This is a genomic window from Cobetia marina, from assembly GCF_001720485.1.
Lineage (GTDB): Bacteria > Pseudomonadota > Gammaproteobacteria > Pseudomonadales > Halomonadaceae > Cobetia > Cobetia marina.
Window position 1 is genome coordinate 2,091,827 of sequence record NZ_CP017114.1, and the last position, 17,006, is coordinate 2,108,832.

Annotated in this window: 18 protein-coding genes; 15 read left to right on the forward strand and 3 right to left on the reverse strand. The window is 64.2% G+C overall.

Features of this window, described 5'->3' with window-relative positions:
• The first annotated feature begins 8 nt into the window (after nt 1-8).
• The 6 genes from BFX80_RS08880 (at nt 9) to BFX80_RS08905 (ending at nt 6,589) form a co-directional block, all read left to right on the forward strand.
• Nucleotides 9-1,121: a protein-glutamate methylesterase/protein-glutamine glutaminase gene (locus BFX80_RS08880; RefSeq protein ID WP_276204880.1), complete on the forward strand. Its 1,113-nt coding sequence runs from the start codon at nt 9-11 to the stop codon at nt 1,119-1,121.
• Between the two features lie 194 nt (nt 1,122-1,315).
• The gene (gene cheY, locus BFX80_RS08885) at nt 1,316-1,705 is read left to right on the forward strand and encodes a chemotaxis response regulator CheY (protein ID WP_077376199.1); all 390 of its coding nucleotides are present in this window, start codon (nt 1,316-1,318) and stop codon (nt 1,703-1,705) included.
• Between the two features lie 100 nt (nt 1,706-1,805).
• Nucleotides 1,806-2,453 carry a protein phosphatase CheZ gene (gene cheZ, locus BFX80_RS08890; RefSeq protein WP_084209707.1) on the forward strand — a complete coding sequence of 216 codons (648 nt, stop codon included), beginning with the start codon at nt 1,806-1,808 and terminating at the stop codon, nt 2,451-2,453.
• 128 nt (nt 2,454-2,581) lie between these two features.
• Nucleotides 2,582-3,910, forward strand: a complete 1,329-nt coding sequence (gene flhB, locus BFX80_RS08895; protein ID WP_084208628.1) for a flagellar biosynthesis protein FlhB — start codon at nt 2,582-2,584, stop codon at nt 3,908-3,910.
• Entirely contained in the window at nt 3,907-6,003 is a 2,097-nt protein-coding gene (gene flhA, locus BFX80_RS08900; protein WP_077376204.1) for a flagellar biosynthesis protein FlhA, read from the forward strand. Before flhB ends, flhA begins: the two co-directional genes overlap by 4 nt.
• 154 nt (nt 6,004-6,157) lie before the next feature.
• Nucleotides 6,158-6,589 carry a flagellar protein FlhE gene (locus tag BFX80_RS08905; protein ID WP_084208629.1) on the forward strand — a complete coding sequence of 144 codons (432 nt, stop codon included), beginning with the start codon at nt 6,158-6,160 and terminating at the stop codon, nt 6,587-6,589.
• Nucleotides 6,590-6,793: 204 nt separating this feature from the next.
• Here BFX80_RS08905 and BFX80_RS08910 read toward each other — a convergent pair whose 3' ends face one another.
• From BFX80_RS08910 to flgA, 3 genes are all read right to left on the reverse strand, one after another.
• The gene (locus BFX80_RS08910) at nt 6,794-7,267 is read right to left on the reverse strand and encodes a flagella synthesis protein FlgN (RefSeq protein WP_084208630.1); all 474 of its coding nucleotides are present in this window, start codon (nt 7,265-7,267) and stop codon (nt 6,794-6,796) included.
• Nucleotides 7,264-7,536, reverse strand: coding sequence for a flagellar biosynthesis anti-sigma factor FlgM (gene flgM / locus BFX80_RS17975; RefSeq protein ID WP_167593006.1), 273 nt, complete (start codon nt 7,534-7,536; stop codon nt 7,264-7,266). The genes BFX80_RS08910 and flgM overlap by 4 nt, the downstream gene beginning before the upstream one ends.
• A gap of 198 nt (nt 7,537-7,734) precedes the next feature.
• On the reverse strand, nt 7,735-8,511 hold the full coding sequence (flgA, locus tag BFX80_RS08920; protein WP_167593007.1) for a flagellar basal body P-ring formation chaperone FlgA: 777 nt from the start codon (nt 8,509-8,511) through the stop codon (nt 7,735-7,737).
• Between the two features lie 349 nt (nt 8,512-8,860).
• On the opposite strand from flgA, the gene flgB reads away from it, so the two are divergent.
• From flgB to flgJ, 9 genes are all read left to right on the forward strand, one after another.
• Entirely contained in the window at nt 8,861-9,283 is a 423-nt protein-coding gene (gene flgB, locus BFX80_RS08925) for a flagellar basal body rod protein FlgB (RefSeq protein WP_077376218.1), read from the forward strand.
• The gene (flgC, locus tag BFX80_RS08930; RefSeq protein ID WP_084208632.1) at nt 9,283-9,771 is read left to right on the forward strand and encodes a flagellar basal body rod protein FlgC; all 489 of its coding nucleotides are present in this window, start codon (nt 9,283-9,285) and stop codon (nt 9,769-9,771) included. The genes flgB and flgC overlap by 1 nt, the downstream gene beginning before the upstream one ends.
• Nucleotides 9,772-9,840: 69 nt before the next feature.
• Nucleotides 9,841-10,533 carry a flagellar hook assembly protein FlgD gene (locus tag BFX80_RS08935; protein WP_077376223.1) on the forward strand — a complete coding sequence of 231 codons (693 nt, stop codon included), beginning with the start codon at nt 9,841-9,843 and terminating at the stop codon, nt 10,531-10,533.
• Nucleotides 10,534-10,662: 129 nt separating this feature from the next.
• Nucleotides 10,663-11,922, forward strand: coding sequence for a flagellar hook protein FlgE (gene flgE, locus BFX80_RS08940; RefSeq protein WP_084208633.1), 1,260 nt, complete (start codon nt 10,663-10,665; stop codon nt 11,920-11,922).
• A 124-nt stretch (nt 11,923-12,046) separates the two neighbouring features.
• Nucleotides 12,047-12,814, forward strand: a complete 768-nt coding sequence (locus BFX80_RS08945) for a flagellar basal body rod protein FlgF (protein WP_084208634.1) — start codon at nt 12,047-12,049, stop codon at nt 12,812-12,814.
• Nucleotides 12,815-12,843: 29 nt separating this feature from the next.
• Nucleotides 12,844-13,626: a flagellar basal-body rod protein FlgG gene (gene flgG, locus BFX80_RS08950; RefSeq protein ID WP_077376232.1), complete on the forward strand. Its 783-nt coding sequence runs from the start codon at nt 12,844-12,846 to the stop codon at nt 13,624-13,626.
• 112 nt (nt 13,627-13,738) lie between these two features.
• Entirely contained in the window at nt 13,739-14,377 is a 639-nt protein-coding gene (locus tag BFX80_RS08955) for a flagellar basal body L-ring protein FlgH (protein WP_127736814.1), read from the forward strand.
• Nucleotides 14,378-14,446: 69 nt separating this feature from the next.
• Nucleotides 14,447-15,583 (forward strand): flagellar basal body P-ring protein FlgI, encoded by a 1,137-nt coding sequence (locus BFX80_RS08960; RefSeq protein ID WP_084208636.1) that lies wholly within the window; start codon nt 14,447-14,449, stop codon nt 15,581-15,583.
• A 457-nt stretch (nt 15,584-16,040) separates the two neighbouring features.
• The gene (gene flgJ / locus BFX80_RS08970; RefSeq protein WP_084208637.1) at nt 16,041-16,991 is read left to right on the forward strand and encodes a flagellar assembly peptidoglycan hydrolase FlgJ; all 951 of its coding nucleotides are present in this window, start codon (nt 16,041-16,043) and stop codon (nt 16,989-16,991) included.
• Nucleotides 16,992-17,006 lie beyond the last annotated feature (15 nt).

The window sequence follows — 17,006 nt, forward strand, 5'->3', positions numbered from 1 at the left end:
GCGAGCTGATGAGCGAGATCATCAATGCGCAGCCAGACATGGAGGTGATCGCCAGTGCGCCGGACCCGCTGGTGGCCAGAGACCTGATCAAGCGTCACGACCCGGATGTCCTGACCCTGGATGTGGAAATGCCGCGCATGGACGGTCTCGAGTTTCTGGAGCGCCTGATGCGCCTGCGGCCGATGCCGGTCGTGATGGTCTCGTCGCTGACCGAACGCGGTGGCGAAATCACCCTGCGTGCCCTGGAGCTCGGAGCCGTGGATTTCGTGTCCAAGCCGCGCCTGGGGATTCGGGGTGGCATGCTGGAATATGCCGATGTGATCGCCGACAAGATTCGTGCCGCAGCCCAGGCTCGGGTCCGCCCCATGACACCGTGCGCTGTTCGACAACCCGCTCGACAATCGTCAGCTTCGTCTGCTCGACAAGTGCCTGCGCCGATGGATGCCGCCCATGTCGCGCCCGCACAGGGCAGCCACGCTCTCGACACCAGAGCGGCGCGCGCTCGTGGTGCGGGTCGTCCGCTGCTTTCAAGCGAGAAGCTGATCGTGCTGGGTGCCTCGACGGGCGGCACCGAGGCCATCCGTGCCGTGCTGGAACCGCTGCCCGCCGATGCACCGGCGGTTCTGATCACTCAGCACATGCCGCCGGGGTTCACGCGTTCCTTTGCCCAGCGCCTCGATGGCCTCTGCCGCATTGCCGTCAAGGAGGCGGAGCACGGAGAGCGCGTGCTGCCCGGGCATGCCTACATCGCCCCCGGTGATTCCCATATGACGCTCGCGCGCAGTGGCGCCAACTATGTGATCGCGCTGGATCAGCGTCCGCCGGTCAATCGTCATCGTCCTTCGGTGGACGTGCTGTTCGAGTCGGTGGCACGGGTAGCCGGACGCAATGCGCAGGGCGTGATACTCACGGGCATGGGCCGTGATGGCGCTCAAGGACTGCTGCTGATGCGTCAGGCAGGGGCACATACCCTCGCGCAGGATGAGCAGAGTTGCGTGGTCTACGGCATGCCTCGTGAGGCAGATGCGCTGGGTGCGGCGGAGGTGGTGCTGCCTCTGACGCGAATCAGTGCCCACCTCCTGGCCCAGACCCAGCTTTCGGGGCGCTCGCAGCGTGTCTGAGCCCGTCAGCGAATCCCCGGGGATTCACGGTAAAGTTTGCGCGCGCGGGGTCGATAAGTGACTGACAGGACGGCATTGGCAGCCTAGAGGGTGGTCGGGTCGCAAGGCTTGCGAGGCGGATGCACCCGGCGTCGTGACCCTTGGCGGGCGCCCCTTCACGTTCACTTGTTCACTTACAGAGAGTCTGACCACTGATGGCTGACACATCCCTGCGTATTCTCGTCGTCGACGATTTTCCCACCATGCGTCGCATCGTGCGCAATCTGCTCAAGGAGCTGGGGTTCACCAATGTAGAGGAAGCCGAAGATGGTCAGCAGGCGCTGGAAGCCTTGCGCCAGGGAAGCTATGGGCTGGTGATCTCGGATTGGAACATGCCGAATCTGGATGGCCTGCAGATGCTCAGGCAGATCCGCGCCAGTGAGGCATTGGCCAGCTTGCCCGTGCTGATGGTGACGGCAGAAGCCAAGAAGGAAAACATCATCGCTGCCGCCCAGGCGGGGGCCAGTGGTTATGTGGTCAAGCCGTTCACGGCAGCGGTGCTGGAAGAGAAACTGGCCAAGGTCTTCGAGAAGCACGGCCTCTAGACGACTGTGCGGTCGTCGACTGATGGCCGCCGGCCAGGAGAAAGGCATGAGCAATCCCGAACAGATGTCGGTATCCCCGGCCACGCAATCCGAGTTGCCGATGCAGCCCGCTGACAGTGATGGCACGCCGGAGACTGGTGAAGAGCTGATTCAGCGTATCGGACGTTTGACCCGCATGTTGCGTGACAACATGCGGGAATTGGGTCTGGACCGTGAGATAGAACGTGCGGCGGAGGCCATCCCCGATGCACGGGATCGCCTCAATTACGTGGCCAGCACCACGGAAAAGGCCGCGGATCGTGCGCTGAACGCCTGCGAACGTGCCCAGCCACTGCAGGATGCCCTGGCGAGTCATGCCCAGGGGCTGAGCTCTCGCTGGGATGCCTGGTATGCGCAACCCGTGGCGCTGGATCAAGCGCGCGAGCTGGTGGTGGATACCCGCGCCTATCTGTCTGCGGTCCCCGAGCAGGCTGCGGCCACCAATGCGCAATTGCTCGAGATCATGATGGCTCAGGACTTTCAGGATCTGACCGGGCAGGTGATCAAGCGCATGATGGACGTGATTCAACAGATCGAACAGCAGCTGCTGCAGCTGTTGATCGACAACTCTCCCGAGGCGCATGCCCGTACGGCACGCCTAGTCAGCGGGAGTTCGCTGTTGAACGGGCCTCAGGTGAAGGCAGGAGGACCCGATGTGGTCCAGGGGCAGGATGAAGTCGATGATCTGCTCGATAGCCTCGGCTTTTGACGCAGCGAGTGACGACACGAGTCCGAGTCGATTTTCGGCGTTATTCCGCGCTTTGATCCTGACGTCGGGAGGCACAATGGCGGGCATGATTCCCGGGCATTGGTCGCCTGACGGCAGTGGAGCGGCAGGTGTCCGACGAGCAGAGCAGTGACGACAAGACGGAAGAGGCGACACCTCACCGTCTGCAGAAGGCCCGCGAGGAAGGGCAGGTGCCACGCTCGCGCGAGCTGGCGACCTTCCTGTTGCTGGGCGGTGGCGCCGGCGCGTTGTGGCTGTATGCCGGTGTGCTGGGCGATACCCTGGAGCGCATCCTGGGCCAGGCTTTCGGTTTCGATCGCACGCTGGCACTGGATAGTCGCGTCATGCTCGCCAATGCCTTGATGCTGGGGCAGGAGGCCTTGATCGCCCTGTTGCCGTTGTTTGCGTTGCTGGTCATGCTGGCGCTTGTCGGGCCTATTCTGCTGGGTGGCTGGATGTTCTCCACCAAGTCGCTGGCTCCCTCGCTTGGCAAACTCAATCCGATCAAGGGCATCGGGCGGATGTTCTCGAGTCAGGCCCTGGCCGAACTGGCCAAGACGATTGCCAAGTCGCTGCTGGTCGGTGGGGTGGTGGTGCTGTATCTGCATGCGCAGCGCCAGGAGTTGATGGCCTTGATGCTGATGCCGCTGGACAACGCGTTGGCGGATGCCTTGACGCTCGTGGCGCGATGCACGGCGCTGGCGGTCGTGATGCTGATCGTGCCGACCCTGATGGACGTCCCCTATCAGCTATGGAGTCATGCCAAGAAGCTGCGCATGAGTCTCGAAGAGATCAAGCGTGAGCACAAGGAGACGGATGGCGACCCTCAGGTCAAGGCGCGCATTCGTCAGCAGCAGCAGGCAATGGCGCGGGCACGCATGATGACGGAGGTGCCGCGAGCGGACGTCATCGTCACCAATCCGACCCATTTCGCGGTGGCGTTGGTCTATCGCGAGTCGGACATGCGCGCGCCACGCGTGGTGGCCAAGGGACGTGATCAGGTAGCGCTGCGCATTCGCGAGCTCGGGGAGGCGCATGCCGTGCCGGTCCTGAATGCTCCGCCATTGGCGCGTGCCCTGCATGTCCACGTCGAGCTCGAGCAGGAAATCCCCCTTGCCCTCTATCAGGTGATCGCCGAGGTGCTCGCCTGGGCCATGCGCTTGAAGCGCGCCCGAGACCACGGGGGGCTTCGGCCGCGTGATCCCGAGGGCCTCGAGGTGCCGCAGGACCTGCAGGTCCCGCCAGAGGCGCAAGCTCACACGAGGGGTGCTGAGGAATCCCCGAACGCTGACGCCGGTGGCATCGACGCCGGTGGCATCGACGCCGGTGGCACCGATGCCGGCGAAGACGATTCCGTCAGCACGCCGCCAGCGACACCATCCTCTTCCAGGTCGCGCGATCCGCGTGCGTCTTCACCGCCAGACGAGCCGTTTGCATGAATGCTCTCTTGTCATTGCTGGATCGCATGGGTCTCGGCACGCCAGGTCAGATGAAGGTGCTGGCGGGGCCCATGCTGATCATGATGATCCTCTCGATGATGGTGCTGCCGCTGGCGCCCTTCATTCTGGATCTGCTGTTCACCTTCAACATCGCGCTGTCGATCATGATCCTGATGGTCAGCATGTTCGCTCAGAAGCCGCTGGATTTCTCGGCATTTCCCGCCGTGCTGCTGTTCTCGACCCTGTTGCGGCTCTCGCTCAACGTGGCCTCGACACGCGTCGTGCTGCTTGAGGGACACAACGGCGGAGACGCTGCCGGCAAGGTCATCGAAGCCTTCGGACAGTTCCTGGTCGGCGGCAACTTTGCCGTGGGGCTGGTGGTGTTCTCGATTCTGGTGATCATCAACTTCATGGTCATCACCAAGGGCGCGGGGCGTATCGCCGAGGTCGGCGCGCGCTTCACGCTGGATGCGATGCCCGGCAAGCAGATGGCGATCGATGCCGATCTCAATGCCGGCCTCATCGGTGAGGACCAGGCGCGTGAGCGGCGTCGCGAAGTGGCCGAGGAATCCGACTTCTTCGGTTCGATGGACGGCGCGAGCAAGTTCGTGCGCGGTGATGCCGTGGCGGGGCTCGTGATCATGGTGGTCAACATCATCGGTGGCTTGATCATCGGTGTCGGCCAGCATGGGCTGAGCATGGATGAGGCAGCCCGCACTTACACGCTGCTGACCATCGGTGATGGTCTGGTGGCCCAGATTCCCTCGCTGGTGATCTCCACCGCGGCCGGGGTCATGGTCTCGCGGGTCAACACCAATGAGGATGTTGGCCAGCAGATGATCGGCCAGCTGTTCATGAGTTCTCAGGTACTGTGGCTGGCAGCCGGTGTGATGGGGCTGTTGGGGCTGGTTCCCGGCATGCCCAATCTGGTGTTCATCTTCTTCACCGTGATGCTGGGAGCGCTGGCCTGGTGGGCTGGGCGACGTGAACGCCAGGAAGGCGAGGCATCAGCGCAGGAGCAGGCGCCTGCGCCAGCCGCGGCGGTTCAGGAGGTCAGTGAGGCCAGCTGGGATGATGTGCGGCTGGTGGAGCCGCTGGCGATGGAAGTCGGCCATCGGCTGATCGCCATGGTGGATGTGCGCCAGGGCGGTGAGCTGCTGTCGCGCATCAAGGGAGTGCGTCGCAAGTACGCCCAGGATATCGGTTTCCTGCCGCCGGTGGTGCATATCCGCGACAACCTCGAACTTGGGCCGAATCACTATGTCATCAGCCTCAAGGGCGCCGAGGTCGGCCGGGGCGAGGCGTATCCGGGGCGTTGGCTGGCGATCAATCCCGGCAAGGTCTCGGGCAAGTTGCCGGGCGTGGCCACCACCGAGCCGGCCTTCGGGTTGGCTGCGGTCTGGATCGAGCCGGACACCCGAGAGCAGGCCCAGGTCTACGGCTATACCGTGGTGGATACCGCCACGGTGATCACCACGCACCTCAATCATCTGATGTCACGCCATGCCTCGCAGCTGCTGGGCCGCAGTGAAGTCAGCAAGTTGCTGGAAAAGCTCGGGCCGCAGGACGGGGGGCTGGTGGAGGAAGTCGTGCCGGCGCTGGTCAGCCAGGGCACCTTGCAGCGCATTCTGCACACCCTGCTCGATGAGGAGGTGTCCATTCGCGATCTGCGCAGCATTCTGGAGGCACTGGCCGAGCACGCACCCCGCACCCAGGACCCGGCAGAGCTGACGGCCATGGTGCGGGTGGCGCTGGGACGTGCGATTACCCAGTACTGGTTCGGCGCGGAACGTGTGCTGCGGGTGATCGGTCTCGAGGCTCAGCTGGAACAGGTGTTGATGCAGGCGCTGGGCAACGGCAACGCCCTGGAGCCCGGACTTGCCGATACGCTGATGCAACATGCCGAGAGTGCCGTGACGGCTCAGGATGCGCAGGGAGATCCCTGCGTGCTGGTGGTGGGGCATTCCCTGCGCCCGCTGCTCTCGCGGTTCCTGCGTCGACGTTTCAAGCATCTGGCAGTGCTGTCTCAGGCGGAAATCCCCGACGACAGAGAGTTGCGCGTCACGCGGATGATCGGCGGGCGTGCCGCCTGAAGGGAGTCAGGTGGGCGGCGCTCGTCCGCAAGGCCCCATCAATGAATGAGTCATCGTCAAGGAGTCAGACGTGTTTCACCCTTTTTCTTTCCTGCTTCGCCCAGACACGGAATCGGCGACGTGGCGGCCGGGGCGGCCGGGCCGGCGGGTGCCGATGGTGATGGCCGCAGCGGCGCTGCTGGGGGCGTTCGGCGCTGTGCCACCGGTACAGGCGGGCAGTGCCGCCGTCATGATGAGCGTGGAGTCAGTGACCATTCGTGAGCGGGGCGAATGGTATACCCGCAAGTTGGCTATTGGCCCTGCGGTACGTGATTCGGGGCTGATGGCGCCTGAAAGGACGCGTGTCGGGGCGATCCACTGGCGCTACCATCTGCCCTCGGCGCCCGGGGAATGGCAGGTCATGCTGTGTCAGGCATCGCATTGCGCGCTGCTGGACGCGCGACGTGGAAAACTGACATTGCCGGAGACCATTCTCGCCACGGCGCCGTTCTCTCTGCGGGTCTACCGCAACGGTCGTGGAGTGCTGGCGCCCGCGGCGCAGCTGGAAGACATCCAGCTGGTGCTGGAGGTGGAGAGTCTGGGCTGAGCGTTCACGCCCTGCGCCCGTGCGTGGTAGCTACCCACGGCAGGCATCCGGCAGTCATGCAGGCGGTCAGAATTTCGGCCCGGTCATTGACCGGGCCTTGTCGTTTTCATGGGCGGTGAAAGCCGCAAGGACAGTGAGAACGGCAAGGAGGCAAGTGAGGGGCGTCGAGGGACTGCGTGACAAGGGAGGGCGCGACGCGGGAGCTCACGCCGAGACGTTCAGCCGTGCAGGCGCAGCGCCGGGGCGGCCATCGGCACCATAGTGACCGGGTGCCCGCTCATGCAGGCTGTCGAGAATCCGACTGTGCAGCGCCATGCGCTGGCGGATCAGATCCCCGCTCAGGCGATTGCGCGCCTGGGCGCGGCGAGTGAGGGTGACCAGTTGCCACCACGTTTGCGCCAGCAGCGGCTGTCCGGCCAGTGCCGTCTGCAGTTCCAGCGGGTCATTGGAGAGACCTGACTGCGCAAGCCAGTCACGTCGGCGAGTTTCCAGCGCCTCAAGTCGGCCGGCGTTGGCCAGCTTGGCCTGGCGTATCTCATCCAGTGCGCTGGTCTGGGGCTGGCGTTGTCCCAACAGTCGCTGTTCCTGCTCCAGCAGGGCGATGAAGTGCTTCAGCTCATGCTCGAGGCCATGAAAGATCGCCTCGAGCTCAAGGGGGGAAGCGGTCGTGAGGGTCATGCGTCACCCTCGAAGGCGTCGATCAGACCCTGAGCGATGCGATCGACATCGATCTTGATGCTGCCATCGGCGATGGCCTGCTTGAGGCTGTCCACGCGTGCCTGGTCGATATCCTGTCCGGCATCGATGCTGCTGCTCGACAACTCGACCTGGGTGGAGTCGCCGGGGGGTGACGTGGTGGTCGCCGTCTCCTGGCTTGCCTGCGGGCGCAGCTCACGGGTGCCGTGAGTCTCACTGCGCTGCAGGGGGCCGCCGTGTTCGATCTTCATGGCCTGTCCTCTGTGATGATGGGCGTCCGCTTCAGCTGATGAGAGGCGGACGTGTCGCGGTGCCTTTGCGAGCGCAGGCATCCATCCTGCGCTCCAATCGAGTATCGGCGGCTGGCGAGCCAGCTTTAGCCTCGATGAGCCATCTGGGACGTCGGGTACCAGAGCCATCGTGTTCGTGAGCGAGGCGGACACATCGGCTCAAGGGGCGACCAGACGCTGACCGATCACTCGAGCGCGCACCCAGTGGCCGGGCGAAAGCTCGATGCGGATGCGGTCATCCAGCGCACCGGACTCCAGAGCCCGCGCACTGCGCTGCATGCTGAAGCCCTTGCCATCCACCTGATAGGTCAGCGTATCCCCGAAGTTCACCAGCGGGATGGCTTGCACACTACTGTCGCGGATGACGTCCCCCGCTCGCAAGCGGCGGCGTGTGGAAAATCCTGCCAGTTGCCCGGCTTGCGCGAAACCCTCGCCGCGCAGCTTGCCAAGTGCCGTCAGCCGCGGGCGCAGCATCTGTGCGGTCAGGGGGGTTCCGCTTGCCAGTGCTCGGGCGGCGCTCATGCGCCAGTCAAAGCGTTCCAGGCGCAGACTCAGCAGGTGTTGTTGGCCATCGGGACATGCCAGTTGCAGGCGCTTGAGGCCCGGTGACAGGCGGTCATGGCCATCTGGATAGGCGCTGAGCGTCGCCGGCATGCAGTCAGCCAGGCGTGCCGGAAGACGTCGAACTTCCAGTTGCACGCCCGGCTTGTCGGGCGGGCCGAGCGGGGCATCCTTGGGCAGGCGTATCGTGACGGTGTCGCCTTCGGGGGCGGCGAAGAACGCCTGCAGCTGGTGACGCAATGCCTGCTCAGGTGTCGGTGCCGTCGACGAGGAGGGCGCGGCATGGGCGGTCGGCACGCACAGTCCCCACCCGACGAGCAGGGCGAGTCCTGCGCTGCGCCAGTGGGAGGCTGTGGTTGCTGAAGTCGGCGTCATGCTCTCTCTCATGTCGTGATCGGATTGCCCCGCCGAGCTGTTCTTGGCTGGAGGGCCTGCCGTCGACGGTGTCTGCTGTCGGGGATCGGCATCGGCCATTGGCCATTGGTCATCGGCCATTGGCCATTGGTCATCGGCCATCGGCATGCAAACCGAGCGTGACACGATTGTATGACGCCCACCGATCGGGCATTACCAGAAATAGCCCCGATAAAGGGGCTTGTTCCTACCTTCATCCTCGCGCCGGCTGACTATTCTCATTCCTGCTTGAGTCAAGCTCCCCTATGGTGAGCTGATCAATGGACATCACCCATGGCCGACACGCCAGGGTGCAAGGCCGGGATACCCCATGTTTGATCGACTTGATGCCCTCATGAGTTTTCATCAGCAGGCGCTGGGCCTGCGCGCCGAGCGTCAGCAGGTGCTGGCGAGCAATATCGCCAATGCCGATACCCCGGGCTATCAGGCGCGGGATTTTGACTTTTCCTCGGCGCTCGCCAAGGCGACGTCCGCCAGCGCGGGCGCGCCTGCGGCCCTTTCCCTGGCTACGCCGCGGGCCGGGCATCAGGCGGCGCAGGGAGCCGCAACGCTGGCCGGCGTCGAGCTCATGTACCGGGTGCCCACCCAGCCGAGTCTGGATGGCAATACCGTGGACATGGACGTCGAGCGCGTCAGTTTCGCCGACAACAGCCTGCATTACGAAGCCAGTCTTGAGCTGCTGACCGGCAAGATCCAGGGCCTGCGTCTGGCCATGCAATCGGAGAACAGCTGATGCCTGATTTCAGTCTCTTCCATGTCGCTGGTTCCGCGATGGCGGCGCAATCCCAGCGACTCAATGCCATCGCCAGCAACATGGCGAATGCCGACAGCGTCGCCGGGCCCGACGGCAAGCCCTATCAGGCCCGCCAGGTGGTCTTTGAATATGCACCGCTTGCCCGTCAGGCCAATCAGGCCGCCACTGCCCTGACGGGCATGAACTCGTCCTTCACCGGTCAGACTCTCGGCCAGCCTCTCGATCAGCGCGCCGGCATGGGCGGTGTTCAGGTCAGCTCGGTGGCGTTGAGTGATGCGCCGGCACGCAAGGAATATCGTCCTGATCACCCGCTGGCGGACGAGCAGGGCTACGTCAGTTTCTCCAACGTGGACCCGATCGCCGAGATGGTCGACATGATCGCCGCCTCCAAATCCTATGAAGCCAACGTCGAGGTCTTCAATACCTCCAAGTCGTTGCTGCGCAAGACACTGACGCTGGGTGAGTGAGCCCGGGCGTGGGATGCCTTGCCCCTCGCTTCTGCCTTCTGACCGCTTTTTCCGCTACCGGGTAATCGCATGGCGACGCTAGATACCAGTCTGCTCAGCAGCCTGAACCAGACCTCCACCACCCCCTCGAGCGCGGCTGCCAGCGCCGTGTCTGCCAGCGGCACCGAGGAGCTCAATGATCAGTTCATGACGTTGCTGGTGGCACAGATGCAGAACCAGGACCCGATGGACCCGGTCTCGAATTCCGATCTCACGGCACAGTTGGCTCAGATCAGCACGGTCAGCGGGATCGAGGAGCTCAACACGACCCTGGAGAGCATCACCACCCAGATTTCCAGCAGCGAGGCCCTGCAGGCCGCCAGCCTGATCGACAAGGGCGTGCTGGTCGCTGGCGATGCCGTGCTGGTGGGCAATGCCACCTCCACGCCCTTCGGGATCGAGCTTGAAGGAGCGGTGGATGATGCCAGGGTCGAGGTGCTCGCCGCGGATGGCAGCGTGGTCAAGACCTTCGAACTCGGGGCGCTGGACGCCGGCATCCATGGCTTCGTCTGGGATGGTCTGCTGGAGGATGGCAGTCAGGCCGGGGATGGCGCCTACCAGCTGGCGGTGAGTGCCGAGCGTGGCGGTGAGCCCTACAGCGACTTGCAGACACTGAGTTATGGCGTGGTCAGTGGCGTCAATCAATCCGAGAGCGGGGCTCAGCTGGACCTTGGTCCGCAGCTTGGGGTGGTGGAACTTGCGGCCGTGCGTCAGGTGCTCTGAGCTCATGCGCCGGCGCGGGAGGCGAGTCGTTGAGCCCTCGACACGCGCCGCTGGAAAGAGGCTGCGGCCACCCCGAGTATCACGATGCTGCTCGGGATCTCATTCACATAGCGAGACAAGGGACAGATCATGGCGTTTTCACAGGCATTGAGCGGCTTGAGTGCTGCCGCGACCAATCTGGATGTGATCGGCAACAACATCGCCAACTCGGAAACGGTGGGCTTCAAGTCATCCGAGACCCAGTTCGCGGACCTCTACGCCAGCTCTCAGGCGGCGGGTATCGGGGTGCAGGTCGCCACCATTTCCCAGGATTTCTCGACAGGGTCCCTGGAAACCACCGGGCGTGATCTGGACCTGGCGATCTCCGGAGAAGGCTTTTTGCGCTTTGCCGACAGTACCGGTCAGGTCGTCTATTCGCGCAATGGCCAGCTCAACATCGATGCCGACGGTTTCATCGTCAATGCACAGGGCGCTCAGTTGACGGGCTATGCGGGCGAGCGAGTCACCGGGGAGCCGGTCGTGCTGCAGGTGCCGACGGCGCCGCTGGCCGCCAGCGCCACCCAGGACAATCTGGCCAACAGCATCTTCGGCGCGCAGGTTTCCATCAATCTGGACGCCGAGGCCGAGGCCGCCTCCACCACCTTCGATCCCATGGACCCCGCCAGTTATGACTACGCCTCGGCGATGACGGTGTATGACAGCCTGGGCGGCGAGCATGTGGTGACCTCCTTCTATACCAAGACCGGCAACAACACCTGGGATGTCCAGCATGTGATGGATTTCGCGGGCAAGTCGGCCGACTACCAGTCACAGGTGAATGCCGGCAGCACGGCGCCGACGGTCGAGTTCGATGCACAGGTCGAGCAGATCAGCTTCGCCGCCAATGGTCAGTTGGCGGATTACACCCCCACGGCCATGACCTATGCCCTCTCCAATGGGGCGCAGGATCTGAACTTCAGCATCGATCTCTCCGGCAGCACCCAGTACGCCAATGACTATGAAGTCACCTCGCTGTCCCAGAATGGCTATACCTCGGGCAGCCTGGTGGGGGTGTCCTTCGAGGATGATGGCCGGGTCATCGGCAGCTATTCCAACGAGCTCAAGCAGACGCTGGGTACCATCGCGCTGGCCAATTTCGCCAATGATCAGGGGCTGAGGCCCAATGGCGACAATGGTTGGCTGGCGACGGCGGAATCCGGTGAGCCGCTGGTGGGCGTGCCGGGGGAGGGTGTCTTCGGCGATGTCGTGTCCGGCGCGGTGGAAGCCTCCAATGTCGATCTGACCACGGAGCTGGTGGATCTGATCGTCGCTCAGCGCAATTACCAGTCCAATGCCCAGACCATCCAGGTCCAGGATGAAGTCCAGCAGACCGTGATCAACCTGCGTTGATCCGCGCTGAAGGGTGATGTGTCGCGACACGGTGTGGTGGCGGCACCTGGCCACTGACCGCCGTGCCTGACCACTGTGACTGGCGGCCACTGACCGCAACGATTGATGAAAGGAGGAGTCGGTGATGGACAGGATGCTCTACACCGCCATGAGCGGTGCCCAGCGAAGTCTGGCGGCGCAGGATGTCGCCGGGCATAACCTGGCCAATGTCTCCACCACGGGCTTTCGCGAGATGCTGACCCTGTCACGCGCCGTGGATGTCCAGGGCGAGGGCCTGCCGACGCGGGTGTCCAGCCAGCTGACCACCTCTGGGGCCTCCATGGCACAGGGCACGATCCAGTCCACCGGACGTGCGCTGGATGTCGCCCTCGACGGCCCGGGGATGCTGGTCGTGCAGGGCGCGGATGGCGAGGAACGCTACACCCGCAACGGCGCCCTGCAGATCGACGCCGACGGCATGCTGACATCGGGTGGCTTGCCGGTGATGGGCGATGGCGGGCCGATCGCGCTGCCGCTCAATGCCATCGTTCACATCGCCGCGGATGGTGGCGTGAGCGCTCGTTCGGCGGCGGATGCACCGGACACCATGGTGCTGCAGGCACAGCTCAAGCTGGTCAACCCCGAGAGCGTGCCCGGTGGGCTGCCGCTGGAGCGTGGGGCGGACGGCTATTTTCGCCAGCCGCTGACCGCCGAGGGGGTGCCGGCCGCGCCATTGGTGGCGGACCCCGAGGTGCGTGTCGTCTCGGGAGCGCTGGAAGGCAGCAATGTCTCGGCGACCGACGCCATGGTCGCCATGATCAACAATGCCCGCGGTTTCGAGATGCAGATGAAAGGCATCGAGACCGCGGAGCGCATGGCCGAGCGGGGCAATAGCCTGCTCGGTCTCGACTGACACCGAAGCCTGATTGCGGAGCCCATCAGATGATTCGTGCCCTATGGACGGCCAAGAGCGGCCTTGAAGCTCAGCAGATGCAGATGGACGTGACCGCCAACAATCTGGCCAACGTCTCGACCAATGGTTTCAAGCGTTCGCGCGCGGTATTTGAAGACCTGCTCTATCAGAATCTTCGCCAACCGGGCGCGGCTTCATCCGCCACCACGGAGCTGCCCTCGGGCCTGCAGGTGGGGACAGGGGTGCGAACCGTGGCCACCGAGCGCCTGCATATCCAGGGCAATCTGGAACAGACGGAAAATTCCAAGGACGTCGCCATCAACGGGCAGGGCTTCTTTGCGGTGATGCTGCCGGATGGTACCAGCGCCTATACCCGCGATGGGTCCTTCCAGCTCGACAGTACTGGCCAGCTGGTGACGGCCAGTGGCTATCCGCTGGACCCGGCGATCGTCATCCCGGCCAATGCGCTGAGCGTGGATATCGCCTCGGATGGCGTGGTCAGTGTCACCCAGCCGGGCGCGACCAACAGTACCGAAGTCGGGCAGCTGCAGCTTTCCACCTTCATCAATCCTGCTGGCCTCTTCAGTCGTGGGGAGAATCTCTATTCCGAGACGGACGCCTCTGGGCCGCGCAGCGACAGCGTGCCCGGCTTCAATGGGGCTGGCACGCTCTATCAAGGCTTCGTCGAGACCTCCAACGTCAACGTGGTGGAAGAGATGGTGGGCATGATCCAGAACCAGCGTGCCTACGAGATCAACTCCAAGGCCGTGACCACCACCGATCAGATGCTCGAGCGTCTGGTCCAGATGTAAGGGTCCTGGCATGTCGCTTTCGCGTGATCTGGTGAGCAGGGTAGAGGCGTCACGGCAGGCCGTGCGGCGGGCGTCTGTGCGTGGAGCAGGAATCGTGGGCCTGCTGGGCGCGATGCTGCTGGGGGCTGGCTGCGCCTATGTCCCAAGCGAGCCGCTGGTGGACACCACGCCGCTGGAATCCACGCTGCAGCCGCGTCCCCAGCCAATGGCCAATGGCGCCATCTTCCAGCCGCTTTATGGCAATCAGCCGCTGTTCGAGGACCGACGCCCGCGTGCCATCGGCGACATCATCACCATTCTGCTGGATGAGAACGTCAGTGCCAGCAAGAGCTCGGCCAGCAACGCGAGTCGCGATGGCAGCGTCGGCTTCTCGCTGAGCGCCATTCCCGACTTCATGACTGGCTTGCTGGATGGTACCGATGCCGATATCGAGGGCGACAACGACTTCACCGGCAGCGGTGGCTCGAATGCCAACAACAGTTTCACCGGCACCATCACCGTGACGGTCAGTCAGGTGCAGCCCAACGGCAATCTCGAGGTGCGTGGCGAGAAGCGCATCGCGATCAATCAGGGCACCGAGTCGATCCGCTTTTCAGGGGTCGTGAACCCGCGCACGATTTCCTCGGCCAATACCGTGCAGTCCACCCAGGTGGCCAGCGCACGCATCGAATACGTGGGCGACGGCTATATCAATGAGGCCCAGAACATGGGCTGGATGCAGCGCTTCTTCCTGAATCTGGCACCGTTCTGATGGTGCCGCCCGGCGTGAGCCTGACAGGGTGTTCTCCCACCATGACCTTTCTTGACGAGCCGCTTTCCGATGCTTGAGCTGATACTCCCCGTGCGACTGCGCGCAGCACTCTCTGCCTGTCTGCTGCTGACCGGCCTGCTGTTCTCCCTGGAGTCGGTGCAGGCCGACCGCATCAAGGATCTCGCGCAGGTACGTGGCGTTCGCGACAACCCGTTGGTCGGCTATGGCCTGGTCGTGGGACTCGATGGCAGTGGTGACCAGACCACCCAGGCCCCCTTCACCGGGCAGAGTCTGACCAACATGCTCTCCCAGCTGGGGGTGACGGTTCCGTCGGGCACCAACATGCAGCTCAAGAACGTGGCTGCGGTGATGGTGACCGCCAGCCTGCCGGCCTTCGCCAGTTCCGGTCAGCCCATCGATGTCGTGGTGTCCTCGCTTGGCAATGCCAAGAGCCTGCGTGGCGGCACCTTGCTGCTGACGCCGCTCAAGGGGGTGGACGGCCAGGTCTACGCGCTGGCGCAGGGCAATCTGATCATCGGGGGCGCCGGGGCCCAGGCGGGTGGCTCAAGCGTTCAGGTCAATCAGCTCACGGCAGGGCGCATTCCTGGCGGGGCGACGGTGGAGCGCGGTGTGCCCACCCGACTCGGCGATGAGAATGGCGTGATTCATCTGGATCTGTTCGAGGGCGATTTCAATCATGCCCAGAACGTCGCCACTGCGATCAATCGACACTTCGGTGGCTCGCTGGCCTCGCCGTTGAGCAATCGGGACATCGTGATTCAGGCGCCACGCGACATCAGCCAGCGGGTCGGTTTCATCGCCGGGCTGGAAAATATCGAGGTGTCACTGGGCGTGCCGCGTGCACGTGTGGTGGTCAATGCCCGTACCGGCTCGGTGGTGATGAATTCCGAGGTGCGCCTGGCGCGTGCCGCCGTCACCCACGGCAACCTCTCGGTGGTGATCGATGCCAATCCCGTCATCAGCCAGCCCAATCCGTTGGCGGGTGGGCAGACGGCCGTGGTCAACGACCCCGATATCAGCGTGAACCAGCAGGGCGGTGCGCTGCGCATGGTCGAGGGGACGGCCAGCCTTGCCGAGGTGGTCGACGCTCTCAATGCCCTGGGGGCCACCCCGCAGGATCTGGTCTCGATTCTCGAGGCGCTCAAGGCAGCCGGCGCGCTGCGTGCTGATCTCGAGGTGATCTGATGGGGCTGTCCACGAGCAATGCCGGCGTGGATGCCGGGCGTCTGGCCTTCGATACCCAGGGACTTGCGAGTCTCAAGGGGGCGGCCACGAGTGGCGGAGAGCGGCAACAGCAGGCTCTTGAGGAGAGCGCCCGTCAATTTGAAGCCTTGATGCTCAACATGATGCTCAAGCAGATGCGCTCGGCGACCGAAAGCTCAGCGCTGACCGGCTCCCAGCAGCAGGAGATGATGACCGCGATGCTGGATCAGCAGCTCTCACAGCAGCTGGCCAGTGTCGGGGAGGGGGTGGGGCTTTCGCGGATCCTGATTCAGCAACTGTCCTCCCGGGCAGGCACGGCTGGCGGTGATTCCCCGCCTGAGACATCGTCCAGTGAGTCTGCCCACGCTCTTGCCTCTGGTCTCGTCGCCAAGGAGGTTGGCGCTGCGCAGGGGGGGCGGACGCGAACTGGCTGTCAGCGGTGGAAGCCGAAGGCGCCGACTCGCCTGGCGGCTTCATGGCGATGCTGGAGGTGGTATCGGCGGGTCGGGAGGTTCAGGGACTCTATGCCGAGATACCTCATGGAGCTGTCGGGGCGGGTGCTGAGCGACTTTCACAAGGCCATCAGACGGCACGCTCGGCCGCTGATGTGTCGATGCTCAACGCGCACCAGCGTCAGCAACCCGACAACGTCCAGCGGTTCGTGGCGGAGTTTGCGCCAGCGGCGCGCGCAGCCAGTCGTGAAAGCGGCTTGCCGGCTGAGTTGATCCTGGCGCAGGCCGCACTCGAGACCGGCTGGGGCGAGCGACGCATCCACACCGAGGACGGCCAGGACAGCCACAACCTGTTCGGGATCAAGGCCGGCAGTGGCTGGCAGGGGGACAGCACCACGGTACTGACCACGGAATATCGTGAGGGACGTCGGCTGCAGCTGGAAGACAGCTTCCGGGTCTATCCGGATCAGGCCAGTGCGCTGCGTGACCACGCCGCGTTGCTGAGCGGGGCCGAGCGCTATGCCCATGTCACCCGGTCACCGGATGCGCAAAGCGCCGCGCGTGCCCTGCAGTCGGCAGGCTATGCCACCGACCCTCACTATGCCGACAAGCTGATCTCGATCATGCAACGTGTCGGCCCGCTGGATGCCAGCGGTGATCGCGAGCTTTCATCGCCTCGCCTGGCGTCACGTGACGTGCTGCCGTCTTCGGAGGTGGAACGCTCCCTCCCGGGCACCTCAACCGCCAGCGCCTCGCAGGACACTCAAGAGCCGGGATGGCTGGCTGCCTCCGCACCGCTGTGGCAGCGCGACGCCGGTGAGGCCAGGCCCCTCTTCGCCGATGACACGGCAATGCCGGTGACAGCCCCGGCGGGAACGCCTTCGCAGAGCGGAGCGATCCCGCTTGCGATGACGACCTCTCGAGGGCTACTGGAGTAGGTCGTGACTCAAGTT

Coding starts and splice junctions, on each gene's coding strand:
- flhA (WP_077376204.1), top strand. CDS start 3,907: ATGAATGCTCTCTTGTCATTGCTGGATCGCATGGGTCTCGGCACGCCA.
- flgC (WP_084208632.1), top strand. CDS start 9,283: ATGCCTGATTTCAGTCTCTTCCATGTCGCTGGTTCCGCGATGGCGGCG.
- BFX80_RS08945 (WP_084208634.1), top strand. CDS start 12,047: ATGGACAGGATGCTCTACACCGCCATGAGCGGTGCCCAGCGAAGTCTG.
- cheZ (WP_084209707.1), top strand. CDS start 1,806: ATGCAGCCCGCTGACAGTGATGGCACGCCGGAGACTGGTGAAGAGCTG.
- BFX80_RS08880 (WP_276204880.1), top strand. CDS start 9: ATGAGCGAGATCATCAATGCGCAGCCAGACATGGAGGTGATCGCCAGT.
- flgB (WP_077376218.1), top strand. CDS start 8,861: ATGTTTGATCGACTTGATGCCCTCATGAGTTTTCATCAGCAGGCGCTG.
- flgM (WP_167593006.1), bottom strand. CDS start 7,536: ATGAAGATCGAACACGGCGGCCCCCTGCAGCGCAGTGAGACTCACGGC.
- flgE (WP_084208633.1), top strand. CDS start 10,663: ATGGCGTTTTCACAGGCATTGAGCGGCTTGAGTGCTGCCGCGACCAAT.
- BFX80_RS08910 (WP_084208630.1), bottom strand. CDS start 7,267: ATGACCCTCACGACCGCTTCCCCCCTTGAGCTCGAGGCGATCTTTCAT.
- BFX80_RS08960 (WP_084208636.1), top strand. CDS start 14,447: ATGCTTGAGCTGATACTCCCCGTGCGACTGCGCGCAGCACTCTCTGCC.
- BFX80_RS08955 (WP_127736814.1), top strand. CDS start 13,739: ATGCTGCTGGGGGCTGGCTGCGCCTATGTCCCAAGCGAGCCGCTGGTG.
- flgG (WP_077376232.1), top strand. CDS start 12,844: ATGATTCGTGCCCTATGGACGGCCAAGAGCGGCCTTGAAGCTCAGCAG.
- flgA (WP_167593007.1), bottom strand. CDS start 8,511: ATGACGCCGACTTCAGCAACCACAGCCTCCCACTGGCGCAGCGCAGGA.
- BFX80_RS08935 (WP_077376223.1), top strand. CDS start 9,841: ATGGCGACGCTAGATACCAGTCTGCTCAGCAGCCTGAACCAGACCTCC.
- BFX80_RS08905 (WP_084208629.1), top strand. CDS start 6,158: ATGGTGATGGCCGCAGCGGCGCTGCTGGGGGCGTTCGGCGCTGTGCCA.
- cheY (WP_077376199.1), top strand. CDS start 1,316: ATGGCTGACACATCCCTGCGTATTCTCGTCGTCGACGATTTTCCCACC.